General features: G+C 40.9%; 20 protein-coding genes and 1 pseudogene. All 21 read right to left on the bottom strand.

Annotated features, from left to right (window positions below):
• Nucleotides 1-3 precede the first annotated feature (3 nt).
• The gene (gene prmC / locus BMX63_RS06270) at nucleotides 4-936 is read right to left on the bottom strand and encodes a peptide chain release factor N(5)-glutamine methyltransferase (RefSeq protein WP_093133067.1); all 933 of its coding nucleotides are present in this window, start codon (nucleotides 934-936) and stop codon (nucleotides 4-6) included.
• Complete coding sequence (prfA, locus tag BMX63_RS06265; protein ID WP_093133065.1) at nucleotides 872-1,942, bottom strand: peptide chain release factor 1; 1,071 nt, start codon at nucleotides 1,940-1,942, stop codon at nucleotides 872-874. Before prfA ends, prmC begins: the two co-directional genes overlap by 65 nt.
• A gap of 257 nt (nucleotides 1,943-2,199) precedes the next feature.
• Nucleotides 2,200-2,808 carry a thymidine kinase gene (locus BMX63_RS06260; protein WP_425441460.1) on the bottom strand — a complete coding sequence of 203 codons (609 nt, stop codon included), beginning with the start codon at nucleotides 2,806-2,808 and terminating at the stop codon, nucleotides 2,200-2,202.
• A 336-nt stretch (nucleotides 2,809-3,144) separates the two neighbouring features.
• Complete coding sequence (locus BMX63_RS06255) at nucleotides 3,145-3,390, bottom strand: type B 50S ribosomal protein L31 (RefSeq protein WP_093133061.1); 246 nt, start codon at nucleotides 3,388-3,390, stop codon at nucleotides 3,145-3,147.
• 300 nt (nucleotides 3,391-3,690) lie between these two features.
• Nucleotides 3,691-5,016: a transcription termination factor Rho gene (gene rho, locus BMX63_RS06250; protein WP_425441459.1), complete on the bottom strand. Its 1,326-nt coding sequence runs from the start codon at nucleotides 5,014-5,016 to the stop codon at nucleotides 3,691-3,693.
• Nucleotides 5,017-5,398: 382 nt separating this feature from the next.
• Nucleotides 5,399-6,370 carry a class II fructose-bisphosphatase gene (gene glpX, locus BMX63_RS06245; RefSeq protein ID WP_093133059.1) on the bottom strand — a complete coding sequence of 324 codons (972 nt, stop codon included), beginning with the start codon at nucleotides 6,368-6,370 and terminating at the stop codon, nucleotides 5,399-5,401.
• Between the two features lie 74 nt (nucleotides 6,371-6,444).
• On the bottom strand, nucleotides 6,445-7,731 hold the full coding sequence (locus BMX63_RS06240) for a UDP-N-acetylglucosamine 1-carboxyvinyltransferase (RefSeq protein WP_093133057.1): 1,287 nt from the start codon (nucleotides 7,729-7,731) through the stop codon (nucleotides 6,445-6,447).
• Nucleotides 7,732-7,836: 105 nt separating this feature from the next.
• Entirely contained in the window at nucleotides 7,837-8,478 is a 642-nt protein-coding gene (fsa, locus tag BMX63_RS06235) for a fructose-6-phosphate aldolase (RefSeq protein WP_093133055.1), read from the bottom strand.
• A gap of 287 nt (nucleotides 8,479-8,765) precedes the next feature.
• A pseudogene (locus tag BMX63_RS06230) lies at nucleotides 8,766-8,963 on the bottom strand (class II fructose-bisphosphate aldolase); the annotation flags it as partial.
• A complete protein-coding gene (locus BMX63_RS17705) occupies nucleotides 8,948-9,031 on the bottom strand; it encodes a hypothetical protein (RefSeq protein ID WP_245732746.1) in 84 nt (27 codons plus the stop codon). The gene BMX63_RS17705 and the pseudogene BMX63_RS06230, both read right to left, overlap by 16 nt.
• Before the next feature lie 185 nt (nucleotides 9,032-9,216).
• The gene (locus BMX63_RS06225; RefSeq protein ID WP_177167208.1) at nucleotides 9,217-9,582 is read right to left on the bottom strand and encodes a response regulator; all 366 of its coding nucleotides are present in this window, start codon (nucleotides 9,580-9,582) and stop codon (nucleotides 9,217-9,219) included.
• A gap of 522 nt (nucleotides 9,583-10,104) precedes the next feature.
• On the bottom strand, nucleotides 10,105-11,706 hold the full coding sequence (locus tag BMX63_RS06220) for a CTP synthase (protein WP_093133051.1): 1,602 nt from the start codon (nucleotides 11,704-11,706) through the stop codon (nucleotides 10,105-10,107).
• Nucleotides 11,707-11,986: 280 nt separating this feature from the next.
• Entirely contained in the window at nucleotides 11,987-12,487 is a 501-nt protein-coding gene (gene rpoE / locus BMX63_RS06215; protein ID WP_093133049.1) for a DNA-directed RNA polymerase subunit delta, read from the bottom strand.
• Nucleotides 12,488-12,943: 456 nt separating this feature from the next.
• On the bottom strand, nucleotides 12,944-16,189 hold the full coding sequence (gene icmF, locus BMX63_RS06210) for a fused isobutyryl-CoA mutase/GTPase IcmF (RefSeq protein WP_093133047.1): 3,246 nt from the start codon (nucleotides 16,187-16,189) through the stop codon (nucleotides 12,944-12,946).
• Nucleotides 16,190-16,214: 25 nt separating this feature from the next.
• A complete protein-coding gene (locus tag BMX63_RS06205) occupies nucleotides 16,215-16,838 on the bottom strand; it encodes a TetR/AcrR family transcriptional regulator (protein WP_093133045.1) in 624 nt (207 codons plus the stop codon).
• 5 nt (nucleotides 16,839-16,843) lie between these two features.
• The gene (gene meaB / locus BMX63_RS06200) at nucleotides 16,844-17,782 is read right to left on the bottom strand and encodes a methylmalonyl Co-A mutase-associated GTPase MeaB (RefSeq protein WP_093133043.1); all 939 of its coding nucleotides are present in this window, start codon (nucleotides 17,780-17,782) and stop codon (nucleotides 16,844-16,846) included.
• Between the two features lie 13 nt (nucleotides 17,783-17,795).
• Nucleotides 17,796-18,938 carry an acyl-CoA dehydrogenase gene (locus tag BMX63_RS06195; RefSeq protein ID WP_093133041.1) on the bottom strand — a complete coding sequence of 381 codons (1,143 nt, stop codon included), beginning with the start codon at nucleotides 18,936-18,938 and terminating at the stop codon, nucleotides 17,796-17,798.
• A gap of 96 nt (nucleotides 18,939-19,034) precedes the next feature.
• Complete coding sequence (locus BMX63_RS06190; protein WP_093133039.1) at nucleotides 19,035-20,177, bottom strand: acyl-CoA dehydrogenase; 1,143 nt, start codon at nucleotides 20,175-20,177, stop codon at nucleotides 19,035-19,037.
• 16 nt (nucleotides 20,178-20,193) lie between these two features.
• Complete coding sequence (locus BMX63_RS06185; protein WP_093133038.1) at nucleotides 20,194-21,048, bottom strand: 3-hydroxybutyryl-CoA dehydrogenase; 855 nt, start codon at nucleotides 21,046-21,048, stop codon at nucleotides 20,194-20,196.
• A 138-nt stretch (nucleotides 21,049-21,186) separates the two neighbouring features.
• Nucleotides 21,187-22,371 (bottom strand): acetyl-CoA C-acetyltransferase, encoded by a 1,185-nt coding sequence (locus BMX63_RS06180; protein ID WP_093133204.1) that lies wholly within the window; start codon nucleotides 22,369-22,371, stop codon nucleotides 21,187-21,189.
• A gap of 189 nt (nucleotides 22,372-22,560) precedes the next feature.
• Complete coding sequence (locus tag BMX63_RS06175) at nucleotides 22,561-24,702, bottom strand: 4Fe-4S dicluster domain-containing protein (protein WP_093133036.1); 2,142 nt, start codon at nucleotides 24,700-24,702, stop codon at nucleotides 22,561-22,563.
• Nucleotides 24,703-24,783 lie beyond the last annotated feature (81 nt).

Raw genomic sequence — 24,783 nt, 5'->3', positions numbered from 1 at the left:
TTTTCAGATCCATGCGTAGACGATTCGGTCCTTTTTATTGATGTCTTGTACGATTTCTGGTTCTGATTTTGGAAATACAGCTTTCATTAGCTTTTGTACGGCAGCACCTTGCTGATCACCAATTTCAAAAGCCACTAAAGCTTTTCCATTCACTACCTGAGGAAGCTGATACATGATTTTTTTGTAAGCAGCAAGACCGTCATCTTCAGCAAACAACGCTAACTTAGGGTCATGCAGACGCACTACATCATCCAGACTATCCTCATCATCTGCTGAAATATAAGGCGGGTTGGAAATGACAACATCCGCCTTTGCTCCCACGTCAATAAAAGGTGTTAAAAAGTCCCCTTCCACAAATCTCACATCAGCCATAAGGTTTTTAGCATTGACCTTTGCTACTTCTAATGCCTTCCTCGAGATATCCACAGCTTGTACGTCTAGAGCTGGATTTTCCTTTTTCATTGTAATGCCGATAATTCCAGAACCCGCTCCAACATCTATAACCTTAGCCGGTTCCTTTTCATCAAACTCTTTCTCTATTTGCTTTAAAACGAGATGTACAAGCTCTTCTGTTTCCGGACGCGGGATTAACACATCCCTGTTCACCTTAAATTTCCGTCCGTAAAAATACTCATAGCCTATTAAATGCTGTACAGGGGTTCCGTTATCCACATGTTGATATATGCGTTCGATAAATTTAGCCTGGACTTCTTGTGGAAAATCGTCTCGCATAGCAGCAAGGATCTGGGATTTTGACATCGACATCAAATCCATTAATAAGAGATCAGCAACTCCTTCTTCCCGATTATGCTCTTTTAAAAAAAGGGAAGCCCAACGGCGGGCTTCCCAAAGGTTTGCAAAGGATGACACATTAATCACCAATTTCTTCGAGTCTTTTGGTTTGCTCTTCAATAATAAGGGCTTCTGTGATTTCATTAAGCTTACCTTCTAAAATCTGGTCTAACTTTTGAATGGTTAACCCAATACGATGATCTGTTACACGGTTTTGCGGAAAGTTATACGTACGAATACGCTCAGAGCGATCCCCTGAACCTACGGCTGATTTCCGTGTTTCATCGAGTTCTGCCTGGGCTTCTTGTTGAAATTTTTCATAGACCCGGGCACGAAGTACTTTCATCGCTTTTTCTTTGTTTTTAATTTGTGATTTCTCATCCTGACATGACACCACAATACCGGTTGGTTCGTGTGTGAGTCTAACTGCTGACATTGTTGTATTTACACTTTGCCCACCTGGACCACTGGATGCAAACGTATCTACACGAATATCCTTTTCATTGATATCCACTTCCACTTCCTCTGCTTCAGGAAGAGCAGCTACAGTAGCGGTTGAAGTATGGATACGTCCACCTGATTCGGTCTCTGGAACACGCTGAACACGGTGTGCACCATTCTCAAATTTTAATTTCGAGTATGCTCCGTTTCCGTTCACCATAAATATCACTTCTTTAAAGCCACCGACATCAGATTCATGGGATTCAATGACGTCAATTTTCCACCCTTGGGATTCAGCATAGCGGGAATACATACGATATAAGTCTCCTGCAAATAGTGCGGCCTCATCGCCGCCAGCTGCTCCACGAACCTCCATAATTACGTTTTTCTCATCATTTGGGTCTTTTGGAATAAGCAGGATCTTCATCGTTTCCTCGAGTTCTTCCTGTTCAGAAGTCAGCTCGGAAATTTCATCCTTAACCATATCCTGCATATCATCATCTAATTGATCATCGAGCATTGCTTTTGCATCAGCAAGCTCATCTTTCACTTCTTTATATCGGCGATACTTTTCCACAATCTCCTGAAGATCAGCCTGTTCTTTTGAATACTCTCTTAGCTTTTTAGAATCATTAATCACTTCAGGATCACTTAGCATTTCATTTAATTTGTCATAACGATCTTCAATAGATTGTAGCTTCTCTAACATGTTCTCCACCTCTACTTTTCATAAACCATACTTATTATATTATAGGTTACGTACAATGGTCAAAATTAGGTACAGAAGACACAGGGTGACTGCAGCTGGCTAAGATTGGTTTCGTCAAACCGGACAGGGTGAAGGATTCCATTAGCTCTCACTTATTTATAAACCGTTCATTCACCTATAACCATCATGTTTATGTACTTATTAAGCTATCTTCATCTAATGAAAAAACTACCGGCTCCGGTAGTTTTTTAACCTATTTATTTTACTGTAGTTTTTTTAAGCTCGTCCGTTATTTTGGGTCTGTTTGGGACTTCATGATGATGGCGGCAGCGTGGTTCGTAGGATTCAGACGCTCCTACTAAAATAACTGGATCATCATAAGAGGCTGGTTTTCCATCAATAAGTCGTTGAGTTCTGCTTGCTGGTGAACCGCACACTGGGCAGATAGCATTTAACTTCGTTACAGACTCGCTTAGAGCCATCAAACTTGGTACAGGGCCAAACGGTTCTCCTCTAAAGTCTAAATCAAGTCCGGCTACAATAACGCGAAAGCCACGTTCAGCTAAATCCTGGCTCACTGCGACTACATGCTCATCAAAAAACTGTACTTCATCTATTCCGATTACATCATCATTCTCATTTATATTATCGTAAATTTGGCTGGAATGTTCGATTGGTCTGGCAATAACTGAACTTCCGTTGTGAGAAACAACTGATTCATCCGCATAGCGATTATCGATGACAGGTTTAAAAACTTTCACCTTTAAATGACCGTATGTAGCACGGCGTACTCGTCTTATGAGTTCCTCGGATTTTCCAGAAAACATACTCCCACATATAACCTCTACCCAACCGTTGTGCTTCATGATATTCACTGAAGCCTCTCCCCTTTCCATGCAATGCTTGCTCAAAACATCTGTTTTAAATACTATTTGGGCTCCTGATTCGATTTATTTTTCTTATATTCCTTAGACTTAATTTATCCAATTATACGTAATTCTATAAGCCTGTAAACTTTTTCGGTATATTTCCTTACTTAGTTTAAACGAAGTAGACGTATAAAAAAACAGGCAAAATTAAGGAAATTTGCCTGTTTTTTAACTGTAAAAGTTAACGTATACCATGACGTATTAAACTACCGGCATCAACGTTAAAAGTGCTATAAAGAGGAAAAATCGGCTGGACAGCCGATTTTTTGTCTCTTACTTAAGATTATATTTCTTCTTGAAGCGGTCTACACGTCCGCCTACTTTGTCGGCTTTTTGCTTACCAGTGTAGAATGGGTGAGATGCAGAACTAATTTCTACGCGAATTAGTGGGTATGTGTTGCCATCTTCCCATTCGATGGTTTCTTCAGACGTTTTTGTTGATCCGCTCAAGAATTTGTAATCAGAACTAGTATCTAGAAATACAACTTTTCTGTATTCTGGATGAGTTTCGTTTTTCATGCTTTTCCACTCCTTTTTGCCCTGAATCCTTTGGAAACAGAGTTATTGTCGAAAATCGTAATAAAACGATTTTTTATTTACCATTAAGCTCACATGAACAGATTATACCAAGCCGCTATTCTTTTTGCAACCATCATTCCAACGAGTATTTTTGCCGAAATACTTGTGCTTTATTTGTTAATGACTCATGCTGCGTCCCTTTCTTTGTCAAGCTCAAGGCCATAGAACTGCTGATCCATAACTAAGACCGTACCATTACGTGGGTAGTCGGGTCTGACCAAGGCCCTTCCGCTTATCTGTCTAAACTCGTTTGGCCTTTCCTTTCATTTCATCCTCCATCATTTGGAAGAATTCTTCATTTGTTTTGGATGATTTTAATCTCCTTAAGAAGCGTTCTAAGAAGTCTGGTGAGTCTGACATTGTTTTATGGATGGCCCACATTTTTTCGATATGTGATTTCGGTAAGAGTAGTTCTTCTTTTCGAGTACCCGATTTACCGATATCGATTGCAGGGAAGATTCTGCGTTGGGCCAGTCCTCGGTCGAGATGCAATTCCATGTTTCCTGTTCCTTTAAATTCCTCGTAAATGACATCATCCATACGTGAACCTGTATCCACTAAGGCAGTTGCTAAAATGGTTACACTGCCACCCTCTTCAATATTACGCGCTGCACCAAAGAAGCGTTTGGGACGGTGGAAGGCTGCTGGATCAATACCACCGGATAACGTTCTTCCACTTGGTGGAATGACCAGGTTATAAGCTCGGGCCAATCTTGTAATACTGTCCATAAGAACGACCACATCTTTTTTATTTTCGACTAAACGCATTGCCCGTTCTAACACAAGTTCAGATACTTTAATGTGATTTTCCGGAAGTTCATCAAAGGTTGAGCTTACTACATCTACATCATTATGCACCGAGCGCTCAATGTCGGTGACTTCCTCTGGACGCTCATCAACTAATAAAATAATTAACTTCGTGTCAGGGTGATTAACAGAGATGCTATTAGCAATTTCTTTTAACAGCATCGTTTTTCCTGCTTTAGGCGGGGCAACAATTAATCCTCGTTGGCCATATCCTACAGGAGCCATAATGTCCATAATTCTTGTTGAAAGATTATTCGGCTGGGTTTCAAGCTTCATTAAACGATCAGGGTATAAAGGAGTTAAGGCTGGAAAGTGTACCCGTTCTTTTGCTGTCTCCGGGTCCTCACCGTTAACAGCATCAACATGGAGGAGTCCATAGTAGCGTTCGTTTTCTTTTGGTGGTCTTACTTTTCCTGAGACTTTATCTCCATTTCTTAAATCGAAGCGTCGTATTTGTGAGGCGGAAATATAAATATCCTCTGCACTAGGTGAATAATTAATTGGTCGAAGGAAACCAAAACCTTCTGAAGGAATGACTTCCAAAATACCATCCATAAATAAGTATCCATCTTTTTCAGCCTGTGCTTTTAATATAGCAAAAATCAATTCTCGTTTTGTTAACTTACTGTAATACGAGATTTTAAAATTACGCGCTTGCGTGTATAGTTCTTTTAATGTCATTGTTTCAAGTTGTCCAATTGTAATCGTTGACACATTATCACCACTTTTACTTTCTAGTAATTTAATTTTATATAACATTATGAAACCAGTTAATAGGAAAAATCCTTCTGGAGAAGAACAAGAAGTGATTAGAAGTCACTTTGAACAGGGGGCGCTATTCTATAAAACATTATCATTTTAACCTTATTTGTATAATTTATTCAATACTTAATAGGAAATTCCTTTAATTTGTTTATTTATAATGATGTGCTAAGCAGGATTATCTTTCATCTGCTTAGCACTTTTTCTTATAGGTAAATGCCCACACCGTTGCCATGTAGCACTCTCACCAAGAGGCTGGGACAAGGGTTTGTTTATTAAGGCTGTTTTCTAAAAGATTGTTGCTTTTTAACAGTGAATTGGTAGGCATCTCTTTAACTTTCTTATAAAAATAACACTCTATAAAACCTACTTATACTAATCAGTTTTCCTTCATAACTAAGTTAGGCTTCTTCTGCAGACTATGATTACCATCAATAAATCTCACAGTTCCTGACTTGGCACGCATAACCACAGTTTCTGTTGTTCCTTTGGGTCCTTTAAATTGAACACCCTTAAGGAGTTCGCCATCTGTGACTCCTGTTGCTGTGAATATGGCATCATCCCCGCCACAAAGGTCATCCATGGTGAGAACACGGTTTACATCATCAATTCCCATCCTTATACAACGCTGATATTCCTCATCATTCTGTGGTACTAATTTCCCTTGCAGCTCACCGCCTAAACATTTTAACCCAACCGCTGCTAATACTCCCTCAGGAGCACCACCAATCCCAAGGAGCATATCTACACCAGTATGATCAAAAGCTGTATTGATGGCTGCTGCCACATCGCCGGCTGGAATGAGTTTAATACGGGCTCCAGCCTCACGAATTTCGTCAATGATATTTGCGTGGCGCTCACGATTGAGTACTGTCACAACGACATCTTCTACATCTTTATTTTTAGCTTTTGCTACTGCTTCCAGGTTGTCTTTTACCGGAGCATTAATATCAATTTTCCCTACTGCTTCAGGTCCAACGGCGATTTTATCCATATACATATCAGGAGCATGCAGCATTTTGCCACGATCTGTGACCGCTAATACGGCTAGTGCGTTCCACACACCTAAAGCCACAATATCTGTTCCTTCCAGTGGATCTACGGCAATGTCCACATCCGGACCCTCGCCACTACCCAATTTTTCCCCGATATAGAGCATCGGAGCCTCATCTCTTTCTCCTTCTCCAATGACCACTCTGCCTTTCATCGGGATTGTATCAAACACATTTCTCATCGCAGTGGTAGCTGCATCATCTGCTTCTTCCTTTTTTCCTCTTCCCATCCATCTGGCAGAGGCTAAAGCTGCTGCCTCTGTTACACGTACGAGTTCCATTGTCAGGCTTCTTTCCATGGTTATCCTCCCCTATTTTCTCTTTCTCTCTAGTTTTGTATGTTTTCTCTCATATCCCATGGAACACAAAGACCTTAGGAATTCTGGAACTGTTCAGCCTCTTCTTCTGTCATATTTTCTCGCCAAACATTTGCACCTAAATTTTTCAGCTTTCCTGTTAAATCTTCATAGCCTCTATCAATATGCTCTAATCCGGCTATTTCCGTAATCCCTTCTGACACTAATCCTGCAGCAACTAGTGCGGCTCCGGCCCGCAAGTCTGTTGCCTTAACTTTTGCCCCTTCCAATTGTACGGGACCGGCAACCACCGCCGAGCTGCCTTCCACTTTAATGTCTGCATTCATTCGACGAAGTTCATCAATATGTTTTAGTCGCGACTGATAAATTGTATCGGTTACAATCCCGGTCCCATCAGCCTGGGTTAACAAGGTTGTAAAGGGCTGTTGTAGATCTGTCGGAAACCCTGGATAAACAAGGGTCTTTATATCAACACTTTTAAGGCGCCTGTTTCCCCTTACAATCAATTGATCTTCAATTACATCAATAATGACACCCATTTCCTGGAGTTTAGCTATAATGGATTCTAAGTGTGTCGGTATGACATTATCAATCAGCACCTCATCACCAATCGCAGCTGCAATAATGGTATAAGTACCTGCCTCAATTCGATCAGGAATAATCGTATGCTGACAGCCACTTAGATGCTCAACTCCTTCAATACGAATAACATCGGTCCCTGCACCTTTAATTTTGGCTCCCATACTTGTTAACAGGGTAGCAACATCAATGATTTCCGGTTCCTTGGCCGCATTCTCAATCACAGTTTTACCTTTGGCTTTTACAGCTGCAAGCATAATATTGATTGTTGCACCGACACTCACGACATCAAGATAAATTCTTGCCCCTCTTAATTCATCGGCTCGAATATAAATCGCACCTTGTTCATTGGTTACTTGAGCACCTAAGGCTTCAAACCCTTTTATGTGCTGGTCAATCGGACGTGGGCCCAAGTTACAGCCACCAGGAAGACCAATCACAGCCTTTTTAAAACGACCGAGCATAGCTCCCATAAAATAATAGGAAGCGCGAAGCTTTTTCACCTTCCCATTTGGTAGAGGCATGGAAATCATAGCTGAAGGATCAACGGTAATGTCTTGACCGGACTGCTCAACTTTACCACCGATTTCCTCAAGCAAGTTTCTCAAAATATTAATATCTGAAATATACGGGAGACCCTCAATGGTTACAGGAGATTCTGCTAAAATGGTAGCAGGTATAAGCGCCACTGCACTATTTTTTGCGCCACTAATTCGAACTTCACCTTTGAGAGACTTCCCGCCTTCAACTAGCAATTTCTCCATTTTCATTACGCTCCTCTAACAACTACCAAAAGTTGTAAATCGTTGAATGTATACCTCTTTACAGAGTCTATACTTTTAGTTTTTACAATATCTTAATGATTATGCTTATTTTTGTTGATTCCAATCAGCTAAAAATTTCTCAATTCCCTGATCCGTTAAAGGATGTTTCACTAAACTCTTTAAAACCTTTAATGGTACTGTTGCAATATGAGCACCATTTGCTGCTGCTTCTGTCACATGCATAGGATGTCTGATAGATGCTGCAATAATTTCTGTGTGGATATCGTGGATGTTAAAAATGTTAGATATTTGGGCGATTAAGTCAATACCATTATGTCCGATGTCATCAAGACGCCCAAGAAATGGAGATACATACGTAGCACCTGCACGTGCTGCTAATAGGGCCTGGTTTGCGGAGAAAATTAAGGTTACATTGGTTTTAATATGCTTTTCACTTAAGGATTTGACAGCTTTTAGTCCCTCTAAAGTCATTGGAACTTTGATCGTGATATTCGGGGCAATCACTGCCAGCTCTTCAGCTTCCTTTAACATTCCTTCAGCATCTTCTGAAATAACTTCAGCACTAACGGACCCATCAACTTCTGCAGTAATTTCTTTTAAACGATCATGAAAAGAAACGCCTTCTTTAGCTACAAGGCTCGGATTTGTCGTCACACCTGCTAAAACACCTAACGCTTTAGCTTCCCTAATTTCATCTATACTGGCTGAATCTACAAAAAATTTCATCATGTGCCCTCCCTTATAGTAATACTACCACTAGTAATATTTAATTTATAACGTAAAACTTCAATCAGCACGAATTTTTTGTTCATCTTCTACAGATTGTCAGGTAAACCCATTCGTTATCTCCTGCTTATACATCCTGCTATCTTCATGCAAAAAGCGGATGTTTACGGACGGTTATGCCGAGGTAAGTCAGGCAAAGTGCTTTATGAACGATTTTTGCAGGTTTACCTAAGCATTCTATGAAAAGGAAACCATCTATTCTGATGGCTTCCTTTTCCAGTTATGTTTTATGCTTTATTTGAAGAGCCAAATTCGCGCATTTTGGCAATAACGGTTTTCTTAATAGCTTCTGTACCAGGTCCTAAATATTTACGTGGATCATAAAGTTCAGGTTTGTCGTTTAGAACCTCACGTACACGCTTAGTTTGAGCCATTTGGTTTTCTGTATTTACGTTAACTTTAGCTGTACCTAAAGAAATGGCTTTACATACTCCAGGTTATTAATGTTAAATTGTCCGACTGCATATCCGTTGTCTTTTGCCTTGTTGAGCATTTCTTTCATGGATACTAAGGGCATGACGAACCTCCTTTTGCCTATATGAGCTGTCCAGCAGTAAATAGACATCCTTTACTTTATGTCATTCCTATTCCTGTTATAGGATACCAAGTCCTTCCACCTTGTGCAACAAAACAGTCATCTATTCCTTTCGACCTTTACAATTTCGTAGTTTCAGTGATTTATGATACATATTGCTTTAAGAGTGTCTTAACTTCTGCAACGTCAAACGGTTTTTCTAAAAACTCTTTTATATTGGAGGGGGCATCTTTAAAATCAGTTTCCTGAATAGAAAAACCGCTCATTATACATACCCCGACCTCGTCTCCAAAACGCTTATCTAACTCTTCAGCAATATGCCTTCCATTCATGACAGGCATATTGTAGTCAACAAATACAAAGGCAGGCTTTAAGGCTTCACATTCCTCCAGCATCTCTTTTCCATTTTCAAATTCCTTCACCTCAAATCCAGCGTCTAAAATAATCTCTCTTAATAATAATCGTATGCCTAGCTGGTCATCCACTATATACATCATTTCTTTGTCCATTCCCATCCCCCTATTTTTGTATTTTAAAACCGCACAAAATACACACCATTAAAATTCTATACTATTATGGAATTTCCTTTTTATTTTTCATTTTCATTATGGCAGTTGTTTTGACATATGGAGATGCAGAGGGTAATATACTCTGTTTTCGAGGGGTGGTGACCATGTGCAGAGCCTTATCCTCATATACGGAGAGATAATGGGAGGATGAAGGACAAAATCTTTGAATAGTGTGAAGGAATTGTCCTTCATAGTGGGAATGAAAGACAAAAAATGCGAGAACCCACCAAAAATGTCCTTCAAGGTGACGTTATGGTTCCATTATCAGGTCAGGACTTGTTTGAAATAACCATGACTCCCAATAAAATGCATACGCCTCGTGTGATATAAATTCAATAACCACTCCTTGTCCTCCGGAAAGCGTAGTGTTAGTACAGGGTTGCGGTAGATGAGGGAACAAACTACGCGATAAAAAAACCAGATCCCCAACATAAAAAGTCAGGGATCTGATTCTTGTCCGTTCTATTTAGACTGGTTCATTGATTCCTTCACAAAGTCTCTGAATAATGGTTGTGGCTTGGTTGGTCTTGATTTGAATTCCGGATGGAACTGAGATGCAACAAACCAAGGATGATCTTTTAATTCAATAATTTCAACTAAACGGCCATCAGGGCTTGTCCCTGAAAACAGAAACCCATTTTCCTCCATTTTCTGACGGAATTGATTGTTAAATTCATAACGATGGCGGTGACGCTCATAAACGACTTCATCCTTGTACGCTTTATAAGCCTTGGTCCCTTTTTCCAGTTTACATGGATAAACGCCCAGGCGTAGCGTACCACCTAAGTCATCAATGTCTTTTTGTTCTGGTAGTAAATCGATAATAGGAGAGTTGGTTTCAGGTTTAAATTCAGCTGAATGGGCATCTTTCAGTCCTAATACATGGCGTGCAAATTCAACAGATGCCAGTTGCATACCTAAACAAATACCTAAGAAAGGAATCTGGTTTTCTCTTGCGTATTTAGCCGTTGTAATCTTTCCTTCAATTCCACGGTCACCAAAGCCGCCAGGAACGAGAATACCATCTGCCCCTTTTACCTTTTCCTTCACGTTTTCCTCATTTACATCCTCAGCATTAATCCACATAATGTTGACGTCGGAATTAAAGGTATACCCAGCATGTTTTAGTGCTTCGACAACAGATAGATAGGCATCCTGCAATTCAACATACTTACCTACAAGTGCAATCGTTACTGTTTCTGAAAGGTTTTTTACATTATCTACAAGCTTATTCCAATCGGTCATATCGGCGGAGTCGCAGGTTAACCCAAAATGGTTACAAGTGATTTCATCAAGCTGCTGTGTTTTTAGCTCTAAAGGAATTTCATAAAGGACATCACAATCCTTTAATTCGATTACAGCATTTTTATTAATATCACAGAACAAAGCAATTTTATCCTTCATCTCCTGGCTGATTTCCTGTTCTGTCCTTAATACAATCACGTCTGGTTGGATACCTAGAGAACGTAATTCTTTTACTGAATGCTGGGTAGGCTTGGTTTTCATTTCTCCTGCCGCTTTAATATACGGTACAAGCGTACAATGAAGGTACATGACATTTTCCTTGCCAATATCACTCTTTATTTGACGAATCGCTTCTAAAAATGGAAGAGATTCAATATCCCCAACAGTTCCACCAATTTCTGTAATAACGACATCCGCATTGGTTTCTTTTCCAGCGCGGAATACTCGGTCCTTAATCTCATTCGTAATATGAGGAATGACTTGAACCGTGCCACCCAGATACTCACCTTTACGTTCTTTACGGATAACCGAAGAATAAATTTTTCCTGTCGTGACATTGCTGTACTTGTTCAGGTTAATATCAATAAATCGTTCATAATGGCCCAGGTCTAAATCGGTCTCGGCACCATCCTCAGTGACAAACACTTCCCCATGCTGATAAGGGCTCATCGTTCCTGGATCCACATTAATGTAGGGATCAAATTTCTGAATGGTAACACTTAAACCTCGATTCTTTAACAATCGGCCTAAAGATGCTGCTGTAATTCCTTTTCCTAATGAAGAAACTACTCCACCTGTTACAAAGATGTATTTTGTCATTTTCTACCCCTCTTCCATTTTCTATATAGCTATAAAAATTTGATAAAAACCAGGGCTATTTCCAATAAATATATTAGCAAATTATGTACGGCCTTAGTTTGACCGATATAAAATGAATCTAACCAAAAAACTAAAATGGCGGGTTTGCCCCAGCCAGTTCTTTAAAAAATGCTTTAAAAATACGAAAAGCGCCCCCGATTCATCATCGGGAGCGCTTTTTTCCATTCTAAAGAGCCCAAATAAAATTTTATACATTTCTAAGCTTAAAGTCAATACTCTTTTATTCTTCCTCTTCATCATCATAATTCGTGTCAGGAGTGGATTGGCTTTCATTATCTTCTAAATCATAATCTTCATCCAAGTCTTCATCTAAAGCTTCATCCAAATGATCATCGTTTAAATCATCTTCCAGCTCATCCGCCAATTCGTCCTCAGCGTGTTCTTCAGGCAATTCTTTTTTCTCTTTTTTCGCTGCTTTTTTCTTTTTCTTCTTTTTGCTGCCTGTCTTAACATCATCGTCAATTTGGTCAACGGGATACCAGCGCTTAGCGCCCCACATATTAGAGCCAACGGTCAGGAATCGTCCATCTATGTTTAATTCAGCATAAAACTGCGATATATTTTCTTCTTTTTGTTCAGTAGAAAAGCCTTTCGCTTCTGATACTAAATTATATAATTCATTAAAATCCATTGCCTTTTTTTCTTCGGCCAATATTTCGATAGCTACATCTAACATTGATAATTCTTCTAGTTCCTCTTGAGTGTATTTTTCAAAGCCCATGACCAGCACTCCCTTTTCTATCATTTGCTAACCTTACAAAGCCTCACACTTCATGTTTTCCGGTTTTAACCATAGTATACATTATATACAAAAAAATAGCATTTATGCTAGTAAGTTTCAAGTCATAGAGAGATATTATGGTTAAAGATAGTAGAATGATACTTTGTGATTCTGGAGTTCCAGTGGCTATTTTGACATTTATCCTTTTCTTTGTCCAGCTATGGCTCCTAGGCCCAAGCAGACATAAGCCTTATCCACTACGTGACCAAAAGCGTGTCACTCCGTGTATTCTGCTTATGCTGTCGGGCCTAAACAGTCGCCTCCGCTTTTCTTTCTCCAGCTATGGCTCCCAGGTCTGTGCGGACATAAGCCCAATCCCTTCCGTGGCTAAATTCATGCCACTTCAGGGCTTTGGCTTATACCGCCAGACCTAAGCGGTCGCCTCCGCTTTTCTTTCTACATATTTCTTCTATATTGCCCGCCTACTTCGTATAGGGCGTTGGTGATTTGGCCTAGGCTTGCGTATTTTACGGTTTCCATTAGTTCTTCAAAAATGTTTCCACCATCGGCTGCAACTTTTTTCAGTCGATGTAATGCTTCCAATGTTTTTTGTTCATGCTGGTGCTGAAATTGATGGAGATGTTTAATTTGCTGGTCCTTTTCTTCTTTTGAAGCCCGGGCAAGCTCCATCGAATTAATCTCATCCTCGGACACTGGATTTGGATTTAGGTACGTGTTGACCCCGACAACAGGCAATTCCCCTGAATGTTTTTGGCCTTCGTAATAAAGGGATTCTTCCTGTATTTTTCCACGTTGATATTGACGCTCCATAGCTCCCAGCACACCACCACGGTCATTAATTCGTTCAAATTCCTGAAGAACTGCTTCTTCAACCATATCGGTGAGCTGCTCAATAATAAAGGAGCCTTGAATGGAATTTTCATTTTTTGTCAAACCAAACTCCTTGTTTATAATCATTTGAATGGCCATCGCACGGCGAACAGACTCTTCCGTTGGTGTTGTGATGGCTTCATCATAAGCATTGGTGTGTAAGGAGTTCGTATTATCCTGAATAGCAATTAAAGCCTGAAGAGTTGTACGAATATCGTTAAAGTCAATTTCCTGAGCATGAAGGGATCGTCCTGATGTTTGAATGTGGTATTTTAGCTTCTGACTTCTTTCATTAGCACCATATTTCTCTTTCATGACAATACCCCAAATTCTCCTTGCCACCCGGCCAATCACGGAGTATTCTGGATCAAGACCATTTGAAAAGAAGAAAGATAGATTTGGAGCAAAATCATTAATATCCATCCCTCGGCTCAAGTAATATTCAGCGTAAGTAAAGCCATTTGCCAGCGTAAAAGCCAGCTGAGTAATGGGATTTGCACCAGCTTCCGCGATATGATAGCCGGAAATGGAAACCGAATAATAGTTTCGTACGTCCCGATCAATAAAATATTGCTGGATATCTCCCATCATTCGTAGAGCAAATTCGGTAGAAAAGATGCATGTGTTCTGTCCTTGATCTTCCTTTAAAATATCCGCTTGAACTGTCCCCCTTACAACAGATAGGGTTTCAGCTTTTATCGTTTCATACTCGGATTCGCTTGGCTCCCGGCCTTGTTCTGCTTTAAATCGTTCAACTTGCTGTTCAATAGCTGTATTAAAGAACATAGCTAAAATAATCGGGGCAGGACCATTGATAGTCATTGAAACAGAAGTTGAAGGATGACATAAATCAAAACCATCATAAAGCTTTTTCATATCCTCCAGAGTACAAATGTTCACACCACTTTCCCCAACTTTTCCGTAAATATCGGGGCGCTCATCAGGATCCTCTCCATACAAGGTAACGGAATCAAAAGCTGTACTCAATCGCTTAGCTGGTTCATCCTTTGACAAATAATGAAAACGCCGATTGGTCCTTTCAGGTGTTCCCTCACCGGCAAACTGTCGAGTCGGGTCTTCTCCCTTCCGTTTAAAGGGAAATACCCCAGCCGTAAAAGGGAATGCCCCCGGTACATTTTCCTTCAAAATCCAAAGTAGTCGGTCGCCCCAATCATGATAAGTTGGCAAGGCTACTTTAGGGATCTTTAATCCTGATAGACTTTCTGTTTTCAAATCCATGGTAATTTCTTTATTCCGTACTTTATAAGTCATTTCATCCTGGTTATATTGTTCCTTTAGATGATCCCAATCTTCCAGCTTTTTTCGATTAGCATGATTCAGTTCATTTTCATAGTCTTCTATAGTCTGATGGATTTCTTTGACCACCGATTCTTCTTTTAGTTCCTCTGCAACACCTTTTAACTGGTATAGTTTCCGTGCCGCTTCGGCCTGTTTTTCCGCTCTTTTATGATAGCTTCGGACCGTTTGGGCAATATCACGTAAATATTGTTTTCGTTCATTTGGAATAATTAAGTTTTGTTTCTTAACATCATTTGTTTTCTGCAAAGTTGTCGTGACATTCCACTCAAAGTCTTCGTTGAGTTTATCGATTAATGCATGAAAAAGAGTGTTGGTTCCCTGATCATTGAACTGACTCGCAATTGTTCCGTAAACCGGCATAGAATTTAAGGCCTGATCAAATAACATATGACTGCGCTGATATTGCTTGCGGACCTGTCGCAAGGCATCCTCAGAACCCTTTTGTTCAAATTTGTTAATGACAATAAAATCAGCAAAATCAATCATGTCGATTTTTTCTAGCTGAGAAGGGGCACCAAATTCACTTGTCATCACATACATCGATAGATTAGTAACGTCTGTAATGGCGGCATCTCCCTGGCCGATTCCGCTCGTCTCAACGATAATAAAATCATAACCAGCCGCTTTAACTACTTCAATCCCATCCTGAATAGCCTGTGAAAGCTCTGTTCGAGAACCACGAGTAGCAAGTGACCGCATATAAACACGGTTATCAAAAATGGCATTCATACGAATACGATCCCCTAATAAAGCTCCGCCCGTCTTCTTTTTGGTCGGATCAATCGATAGAATCGCGATTTTTTTACCCGGGATTTCATTTAAAAACCTTCGAATCAATTCATCAGTTAATGAGCTTTTACCTGCTCCACCTGTACCCGTAATTCCCATAACAGGAACCGTATCCTGGATAGCCTGAGTAACTTCCTCTAGTAGAGCGGCCGTTTCCTCCTTGTTAGAAACCTGGTTTTCCACATACGTGATCATTCTGGCAACAGCCTGATGGTCACCCGCTTTTAGCTGATTAAGCTCTACATTAGGCTGAACATCATTTACCGCCTCATCACATTCCTCCAGCATAACATTAATCATACCCTGCAGACCTAAATCCCGTCCGTTTTCAGGAGAGAAGATTCCGGCTACTCCATATTCGTGAAGTTCTTCTATTTCCCTTGGAATAATAACGCCGCCTCCTCCACCGTAGACACGGATATGGCCGGCTCCTTTTTCACGCAATAAATCAACCATATATTTAAAATATTCTACATGACCACCCTGATAAGATGAAATAGCGATCCCATTTGCATCCTCCTGAATGGCTGCATTCACCACTTCCTCCACCGATCGATTATGACCGAGATGAATGACTTCTGCTCCACTTGCCTGTAAAATCCGCCGCATAATGTTAATGGACGCATCATGACCATCAAACAGGCTGGAAGCGGTTACAAAACGGATAGGGTTTTTCGGTTTATAAACATCTGATTTCCCCATAAATCGTTCCTCCCTTGTTGTTTTTTTAAGAAGTCGGACTGGATAAGTTTAATGACTTAAAAAGGAGATCAATCTGCTTATCAGTATATTCTATCATCGTAAACTCCTTTTGCATTAACCATCTTCGGAATCCCCACATTTGTCCGTGGACAAAAATGTTATTCGCAACAAGCTTCAAATCCTGCTCCGAAATGGTATAGGGCAAACTATTTTCAATAACAATCTCCAGCATATGAACCATATCCCGTTCCTTTTGAAGCACATATTCCTTGGCATCCCTGGATAAGGCCTTTACTTCCTGATACATAACAAGTACCTCATCCTGCATCTCATCCATCAGCTTAAAATAGGAACGAACAGCATTACTTAAACAATCCACGCTCTTATTCTCCATATCAATCACTTGCTCCATCCGCTCTTTTACACGTTCATAAATAAAATCACAGACTAAAAAGAGTACGTCCTCTTTTTTTCGAATGTATTCATATAAGGTGCCGATACTAAAACCCGAAGCTTCAGCAATTTCTCTTGTTGTTGTACGGTGGAATCCTTTATCTTTAAACAAGGTAACAGCACCTTTTACCATTTGATTGCGCCTTTTCTCAATTAAAAATTGATCTTTAATTGAGGTCGGTACATTTTTCACCATGTTATTCACCCCCTATACAATCGTTTCCACTCAAATAACCACTCTCTCGCTAAGTGATAGGGATCCTCTATTCGGTCTAGATCCTGTTTTTTTGTATCATCTGCTTCAATAAAGCCTTGAACATCCTTCCATAGTTCCTCTCGAATTAATTCGTAAACTTCAAAGGTTAACTGCTCCTGTCTTTTCCGTTTTCCTTCATCTGTTTCTACTAAATAATTCTTGTGTTGGAGGCACTTTTCCCATAGTTTTTCAATCCCTTTATTTTCAGTGGAAATGGTTTCAACAATTGGTGCCTTCCAGCCATCTGGATCCATAATGTGTAAGAAGTCTTTTAACTGTCCCCGAAGCTTACCTACTCCTGATAAATCCGCTTTATTGATGATAAACAAATCAGCAATTTCCATAATACCTGCTTTAAAAATTTGCAAAACATCACCACTATTTGGTGTTAAAACAACAGCTGTAGTATCCACAACCTTCATAATATCGAGTTCAGATTGTCCAACCCCTACCGTTTCGACAATTACGTAATCAAAGCCATAAGCATCACAGACACGAATGGCATCCTTGGTCGAACGAGCAAGTCCCCCTAAGCTCCCCCTGGTTGCCATACTGCGAATGAATACACCAGGGTCTGTAAAATGGTCATGCATCCGCACACGATCTCCAAGCAATGCTCCACCGCTGAATGGACTTGTAGGATCAACGGCAATAACAGCTACTGTTAAATCCTGTTTCCGCAGATGTGTAACGAGTCGATCTACTAATGAGCTTTTACCTGCCCCCGGAGAACCTGTGATCCCAATGTAGTATGCTTGCTTCTTAAGGGAGGCAATATCACTTAATAGATTTAATTTCTCCGTATCATCATTTTCAACCAGCGATATCGCACGTGCTAAAGCTCGCTGGTCCTGTTTTTGAATCCGTTCAGCAAGCGGCTGCATCAAATCTCCCTTTCTATTCCTTTGTTAACATCCTGCCAATGACCAGACGTTGAATTTCATTGGTTCCTTCATAGATCTGAGTAATTTTTGCATCACGCATATAACGTTCAACCGGATAATCCTTCGTAAATCCATAGCCTCCAAAAACCTGTACTGCTTCAACCGTAGATTTCATCGCCGTATCTCCCGCAAACAACTTAGCCATGGCAGAAGCCTTTGCATATGGTAATGCCTCTGATTCCAGGTAAGCAGCCTGGTAGGTTAGTAGTCTGGAAGCTTCAACTTCTGTTGCCATATCCGCCAGTTTAAAAGACACCCCTTGATTATTAGCTATTGGATTGCCAAATTGCTCTCGTTCCTTCGCATAGTCTGTGGCAGCATCCAAAGCACCCTGGGCAATACCAACCGCCTGGGCAGCGATACCATTACGGCCACCATCAAGGGTCATCATGGCAATTCTAAAGCCTTCTCCTTCTTCACCAAGACAATTTTCTTTTGGTACTTTACAATTTTCAAAGATTAATTCTGTCGTTGGTGAGGAACGAATCCCCAGCTTCTTTTCTTTCTTCCCAAACGAAAATCCAGGTGTACCCTTTTCGACTATAAAGGCACTAATACCTTTGTGACGTGCATCCTGATCGGTTTTAGCGAATACGACATAAATATCCGCCACGCCACCATTGGTAATCCAAACCTTATTTCCATTTAAAAGATAGTAATCTCCATTGTCTGTAGCTGTAGTACGCATGGAAGCCACATCAGAGCCTGCTCCTGGTTCAGATAATGCATATGCACCAAGTTTTTCTCCGGAAGCAAGCTGTTGTAAATAATGCTTTTTCTGTTCTTCATTTCCAAATTTATAAATCGGCCAACTGGCAAGTGAAATGTGTGCTGAAAGGGTAACTCCAGTTGATGCACATACTCTGGAAAGCTCCTCAATCGCAATCACATAGCTTAAAAAGTCTGCGCCAATCCCTCCGTACTCTTCAGGCCAGGGGATTCCTGTTAGCCCAAGATTTGCCATTTTATCAAAAATCTCGCGGTCAAAGCGTTCTTCCTCATCCCGCTCAGCTGCAGTTGGTTCCACATCGTTTTTGGCAAAGTCTCGTACCATTTTTCTAAGCATTTCCTGTTCTTCAGTTAATTGAAAATTCATGTGATTTCCTCCCCTAATTCAGACTGTTCTAATCAATTCAGTTTTTTAAGTAAGGCTATGCGAAAACAGCCTTAAGTAACAACGAACTTCATGAAATCAATTGTTCAATAAATGCTTACTAATGACTCTATGTTGAATTTCATTGGTACCTTCGTAGATTTCGGTTACTTTTGCATCTCTAAATAGTCGTTCAACGGGATAATCTTTGGTGTATCCATATCCTCCAAAAATCTGGACGGCTTCAATGGCTGCTTCTCTGGCTGTTTTGGATGCATACATTTTTGCCATAGATGCTTCTTTTCCACAGGGTAATCCTTGTGTTTGCAGACTGGCAGCATAGTAGGTTAATTGTTTGGCTGCTTCGACTTGTGTAGCCATATCTGCCAGCTTAAAAGAGATGCCCTGATGTCTGGAGATAGGTTTGCCAAACTGCTTTCTTTCTTTTGCATATTCAACAGCGTGATTTAATGCTGATTCTGCAATGCCAAGGGATTGAGCAGCAATTCCAATTCGACCAACATCCAGATTAGCCATAGCAATGGTAAAGCCTTCTCCTTCCTCTCCTAACCGATTTTCTTCAGGTACTTCACATTCATCAAAGGTTAAGGATACTGTATTGGAACCATTTAACCCCATTTTCTTTTCCTTTTTGCCGATAATGAGCCCTTTGGCATCCTTTTCCACGATAAACGCTGTAATCCCTTTTGCACCCTGGCCGGGACTTGTTCGGGCAAATACGACATAGGTATCCGCTTCACCACCATTGGTAATAAACACTTTAGAACCCGTTAAATAATAGTAATCTCCCTTTTTCTCAGCCTTTGTTTTTAATTGGGCAGCATCTGAACCTGCACCAGGCTCAGTGAGTGCAAATGCCCCTAAATACTCACCCGAAGCAAGCTTTGGAACATACTTTCCCCTTTGTTCCTCTGTTCCGAAATATAATATCGGGTTGGTTCCAACTGAAGTGTGAACAGATAAAACCACACCTATGGCCGCATTTTCCCTGGAAAGCTCATTTATGGCAATAATATATGACATAAAATCAAAGCCTGAGCCACCGTATTTTTCAGGTATAGGGATACCCATTAAGCCTAAATCTCCCATCCTCTTGACCATCTCACGGGGAAAACGATCCTCCTGTTCCATTCGTTTCACTGCAGATGCCACTTCACGCCTGGCAAAGTCCTGCACCATCTTTTGCATCATTTTCTGCTCTTCGGTAAGCTGTAAATTCATATTCTCAACCCCCATCCTACCTGTCATAGAGGTAAAAGCCACGGCCTGTTTTACGTCCTAACCAACCTGCTTTCACATATTTTCTAAGGAGTGGACATGGGCGATATTTGCTGTCTCCAAAACCGTCGTAAAGAACTTCCATGATGTAAAGGCATGTATCAAGACCGATAAAATCAGCAAGAGTAAGCGGCCCCATAGGATGATTCATACCAAGCTTCATCACCTCATCCACCGATTCCGGTGTAGCCACTCCCTCGTAGACGGTATAAATGGCTTCATTAATCATAGGCATTAAGACACGATTGGAGACAAAACCTGGATAGTCATTTACTTCAACGGGTGTTTTATGTAAAGCTTTTGTAGTTTGATCAATCGCTTGATAGGTTTCATCAGATGTTGCTAATCCGCGAATCACTTCTACTAAAGGCATAACGGGGACAGGATTCATAAAATGCATTCCGATAACTTGTTCCGGCCGATGGGTAGCTGCTGCAATCTCTGTAATCGGAAGAGATGAAGTATTCGATGCTAAAATGGCATGATCCGCCGTTATTTTGTCCAGCTCACCGAAAACCTTCGTTTTCACATCCATATTTTCCACAACGGCTTCTATCACCAGATCACAATCAAAGGCGTCACTTAATTTGGTTGTGGTTGATAGTCGCTCAAGTGTATCTGTTTTATCCTGCTGCGAAATTCGCTCTTTTTTTACAGAACGATTCAGGCTCTTTTCTATCGTATTTAAGCCTTTAGTTAACGCTTCCTCTGAAATGTCATTGAGTTTTACTTGAAAATGGGACTGGGCAAAGACCTGGGCAATACCTGAGCCCATTTGTCCCGCACCAATAACCATGATTTTTTTCGATTGCATAGTAGAGCCTCCTTTGAATGATAGTTTAAGAGTTTTTCAGACTCGATTGGTTTAGATGGATGCAGTCCTGATGTGTATGGGGATATTTATTGATGGAATGGCTTTTTTATTTACCTGATAAGCGAAGGTATTCTCCATCTAGTTCGCTACTTCCACAAGCACAGCATCTCCTTGGCCGCCTCCAGAGCAAATCGCGGCAATTCCAAGGCCGCCACCACGGCGCTTTAATTCATAAACTAAAGTTAATAGAATACGGGCACCACTAGCTCCAATTGGATGTCCAAGAGCAACAGCACCACCATTAACATTTACTTTTTCTGAATCTACATTGGCTATTTTTCCACTGGCCAGAGCAACAGCAGCAAAGGCTTCATTGATTTCAAATAAATCAATCTCATCGAGGGTCTTGCCAGACTTTTTCAATAACGAATTAATCACAAGTCCTGGGGTTTTAGGGAAGTTTTCCGTTTCAACAGCAACCTCATCATGGGCTAAAATGGTTGCAAGTGGTGTGAGTCCTTCCTGCTGAGCGCGTTCATCAGACATTAATAACATAGCACCTGCTCCGTCATTCACTCCTGGAGCATTTCCAGCTGTAATAGTGCCATCTTTATCAAAAGCCGGTTTTAACATGCTTAATTTTTCGATAGAGGTATCCTTTCGCGGCGCTTCATCTGTATCAACAACAACAGGATTCCCTTTACGCTGTGGAATTTCTACAGGGACGATTTCCTCTTTTAGTTTTCCTTCTTCAATCGCTTGAACCGCCCTTTGATGACTGCGGTAAGCCCATTTATCTTGTGCTTCGCGTGTGAGGCCGTATTCTTTAGCGGTCTGATTTCCATACGTGCCCATATGCACATTTGCAAACGAACAAGTCAACCCATCATGAACCATCATATCAACCACTTTCTGATCCCCCATTCGCATACCAAATCTGGCATTGGGTAAATAATAAGGCGCATTGCTCATACTCTCCATCCCGCCTGCTACAATCACTTCTTCATCGCCAACACGAATGATTTGATCAGCTAACGTCACACTGCGGAGACCTGAGGCACAAACCTTGTTAATGGTTTCGGTTTTGATATCCCAGGGCACACCTGCTTCCCGCGCCGCTTGACGTGACGGAATTTGACCTTGTCCTCCTTGAAGTACAGTACCCATAATGACTTCATCTATCTTATCTGGAGAAACCTTTGCCCTATCTAGTGCAGCTTTAATTGTCCTTCCCCCAAGCTGTGAGGCTGTTAAAGTACTTAAAGAACCTCCCAGTTTTCCAAAAGGCGTTCTTGAACCTGAAACAATTACGGTTTTCACCATCACTTATCCTCCCCCTTAAATAGTGTTAACGCTTCCAACAATATTGATTGAACGCTCGCTCAATTGCGATTCAAAAAGCAGGGCCATCCCCAACCAAATCTTAAAAGCTATTAAGCTATGTCCGTTTGACGGTTAGGTAATGACCCCAGGTTTCAAACTATACTATTTGTGTATGCCTTGATTGGAAGATTATGAAGCTGTTTTCTCTTCCTTTTTATCACCGAAAACCGATTTGGCTAATACTTCGGCAACATCCATCGTACTTACATCCTCTTCAACTTCTTTTGCTTTAGTACCATCACTCAACATGGTCAAGCAGAATGGACATGCGCTGGCGATTGTATTTGGATTTGTTTCAAGCGCTTGTTCTGTCCGTGCTACGTTGACACGGTTACCGGTTTTCTCCTCTGTCCACATAAGTCCGCCACCGGCACCACAGCACATGGAGTTCTCTCTGCTACGCTCCATTTCCACTACAGTTACACCTGGTATGGCTTTAAGAACATCACGTGGTTCATCATAAACCTCATTGTAGCGCCCAAGGTAACAGGAGTCGTGGAAGGTAATACGTTCCTTAACTTCATGTTCAGGAGTTAATCGTCCTTCCTCCACAAGCTTTGCTAAAAATTCGCTATGATGATAAACTTCAGCTTCTAAACCGAAATCTGGATATTCATTTTTAAAGACATTGTATGCGTGAGGATCGGTAGTTACAATCTTCTTCACACCATTTTTCTCGAAATCTTTAATGTTTTTCTCCGCAAGCTCCTGAAATAAAAATTCGTTTCCAAGACGACGGGCTGTATCCCCTGAGTTACGTTCTTTATTTCCAAGGATAGCGAATTTCACGCCAGCCTTGTTCATTAAACGAGCGAAATCCTGTACGATTTTCTGACTGCGATTATCATAGGACCCCATAGAACCAACCCAGAAAAGATATTCAAACTCTTCTCCATCTTTCTTAAGCTCTTTTACAGTTGGTACATGAAGGTTTTCATCAGCTTCACGCCAGTCTTGACGTTCCTTCTTAGAAAGTCCCCAAGGGTTTCCCTGACGCTCAATATTCATCATGGCACGTTGCGCATCCGGATCCATTTTTCCTTCTGTTAGTACAAGGTAACGGCGAAGGTCAATGATTTTATCAACGTGCTCGTTCATAACCGGGCAGGCATCCTCACAGTTACGGCATGTTGTACAAGCCCAGATTTCCTCTTCTGTAATCACATCTCCGATTAGGTTTGTTGATTCCATCGCTTCTAATGTGGCTGCTGCTTCATCCTGGTGACGATATCCTTCTTTTGCCATCTTGGCTAGTTGATTTCCCTCTGTACCAGCAAACGCATAGGATGGAACCCATGGGGATTTACCTGTTACAACTGCACCTTTTTCGGTTAGATGATCTCTCATTTTAACAATAAGGTCCATCGGAGACAGCATTTTTCCTGATCCTGCGGCTGGACAAACGTTTGTACAGCGTCCACATTCCACACAAGCGTAGAAGTCAATCATTTGCAGCTGATCGAAGTCTTCAATTTTTCCAACCCCGAAGGAAACATCCTCTTCCTCTTCTTCATCAATGTCGAAATCGATTTTGGTTAACTTCCCTGGTGAATCATTACGACTTAAGAAAACGTTTGTAGGTGCAGCCAATAAGTGTGCGTGCTTCGATTGTGGTACGTACACTAAGAAAGATAGTAAAGCAATCAAATGAATCCACCATGCAACAAAAAACACAACCGTTGCAGCCGTTGGGCTCATCCATGCAAATGCTGCTGCAATCCCTGATGCAACTGGTTCGGTCCATGCTAACTCCTCACCATGCCAAATCATTTCCATTCCATTTCCCAGTAATACGGAAAGCATTAAAGTTCCGATAAATATTAAAACAAGTCCAGCTTTAAAGCCTCTTTTTAAACGGACAAGTTTTTCAATATAACGGCGATAAAACGCCCAGACAACGGCAACAAGAATCATTAATGTAACAAGCTCCTGGAAAAAGGTGAAACCAGGATAAAGAAGACCAAGTGGTAAATGAGAACCTGGCGCGAGCCCTTTCCAAATAAAGTCAATCGCACCAAATTGAACGAGGATAAAACCATAGAACATCATAACGTGTATGGCACCAGATTTTTTATCCTTGAGCAATTTCCTTTGTCCAAATACATTCACCATAATTTTGCGGATTCGTTCTTTCCAGGCCTTATCAAATTCAACTTTTCTGCCTAATTGAATATAGGCAACCCGAGTACGAACAACTTGAACGAATAATCCGATAGCGTAAACGGTTACAACTAAAAATAAAATCCAGTTGATGATTCCTAATGTACTCATCCTTTGCCCTCCAGTCCTATTCTTAAAGGTTGTAGTTTGGCTCCTGCTTTTAAAAACGAACTAATTTTCAGACTCTTATAG

The organism is Salinibacillus kushneri, from assembly GCF_900111405.1.
Classification (GTDB): domain Bacteria; phylum Bacillota; class Bacilli; order Bacillales; family Alkalibacillaceae; genus Salinibacillus; species Salinibacillus kushneri.
The sequence above is the reverse complement of the archived record's forward strand: the minus strand, read 5'-3'. Positions and strand labels throughout refer to the sequence as shown.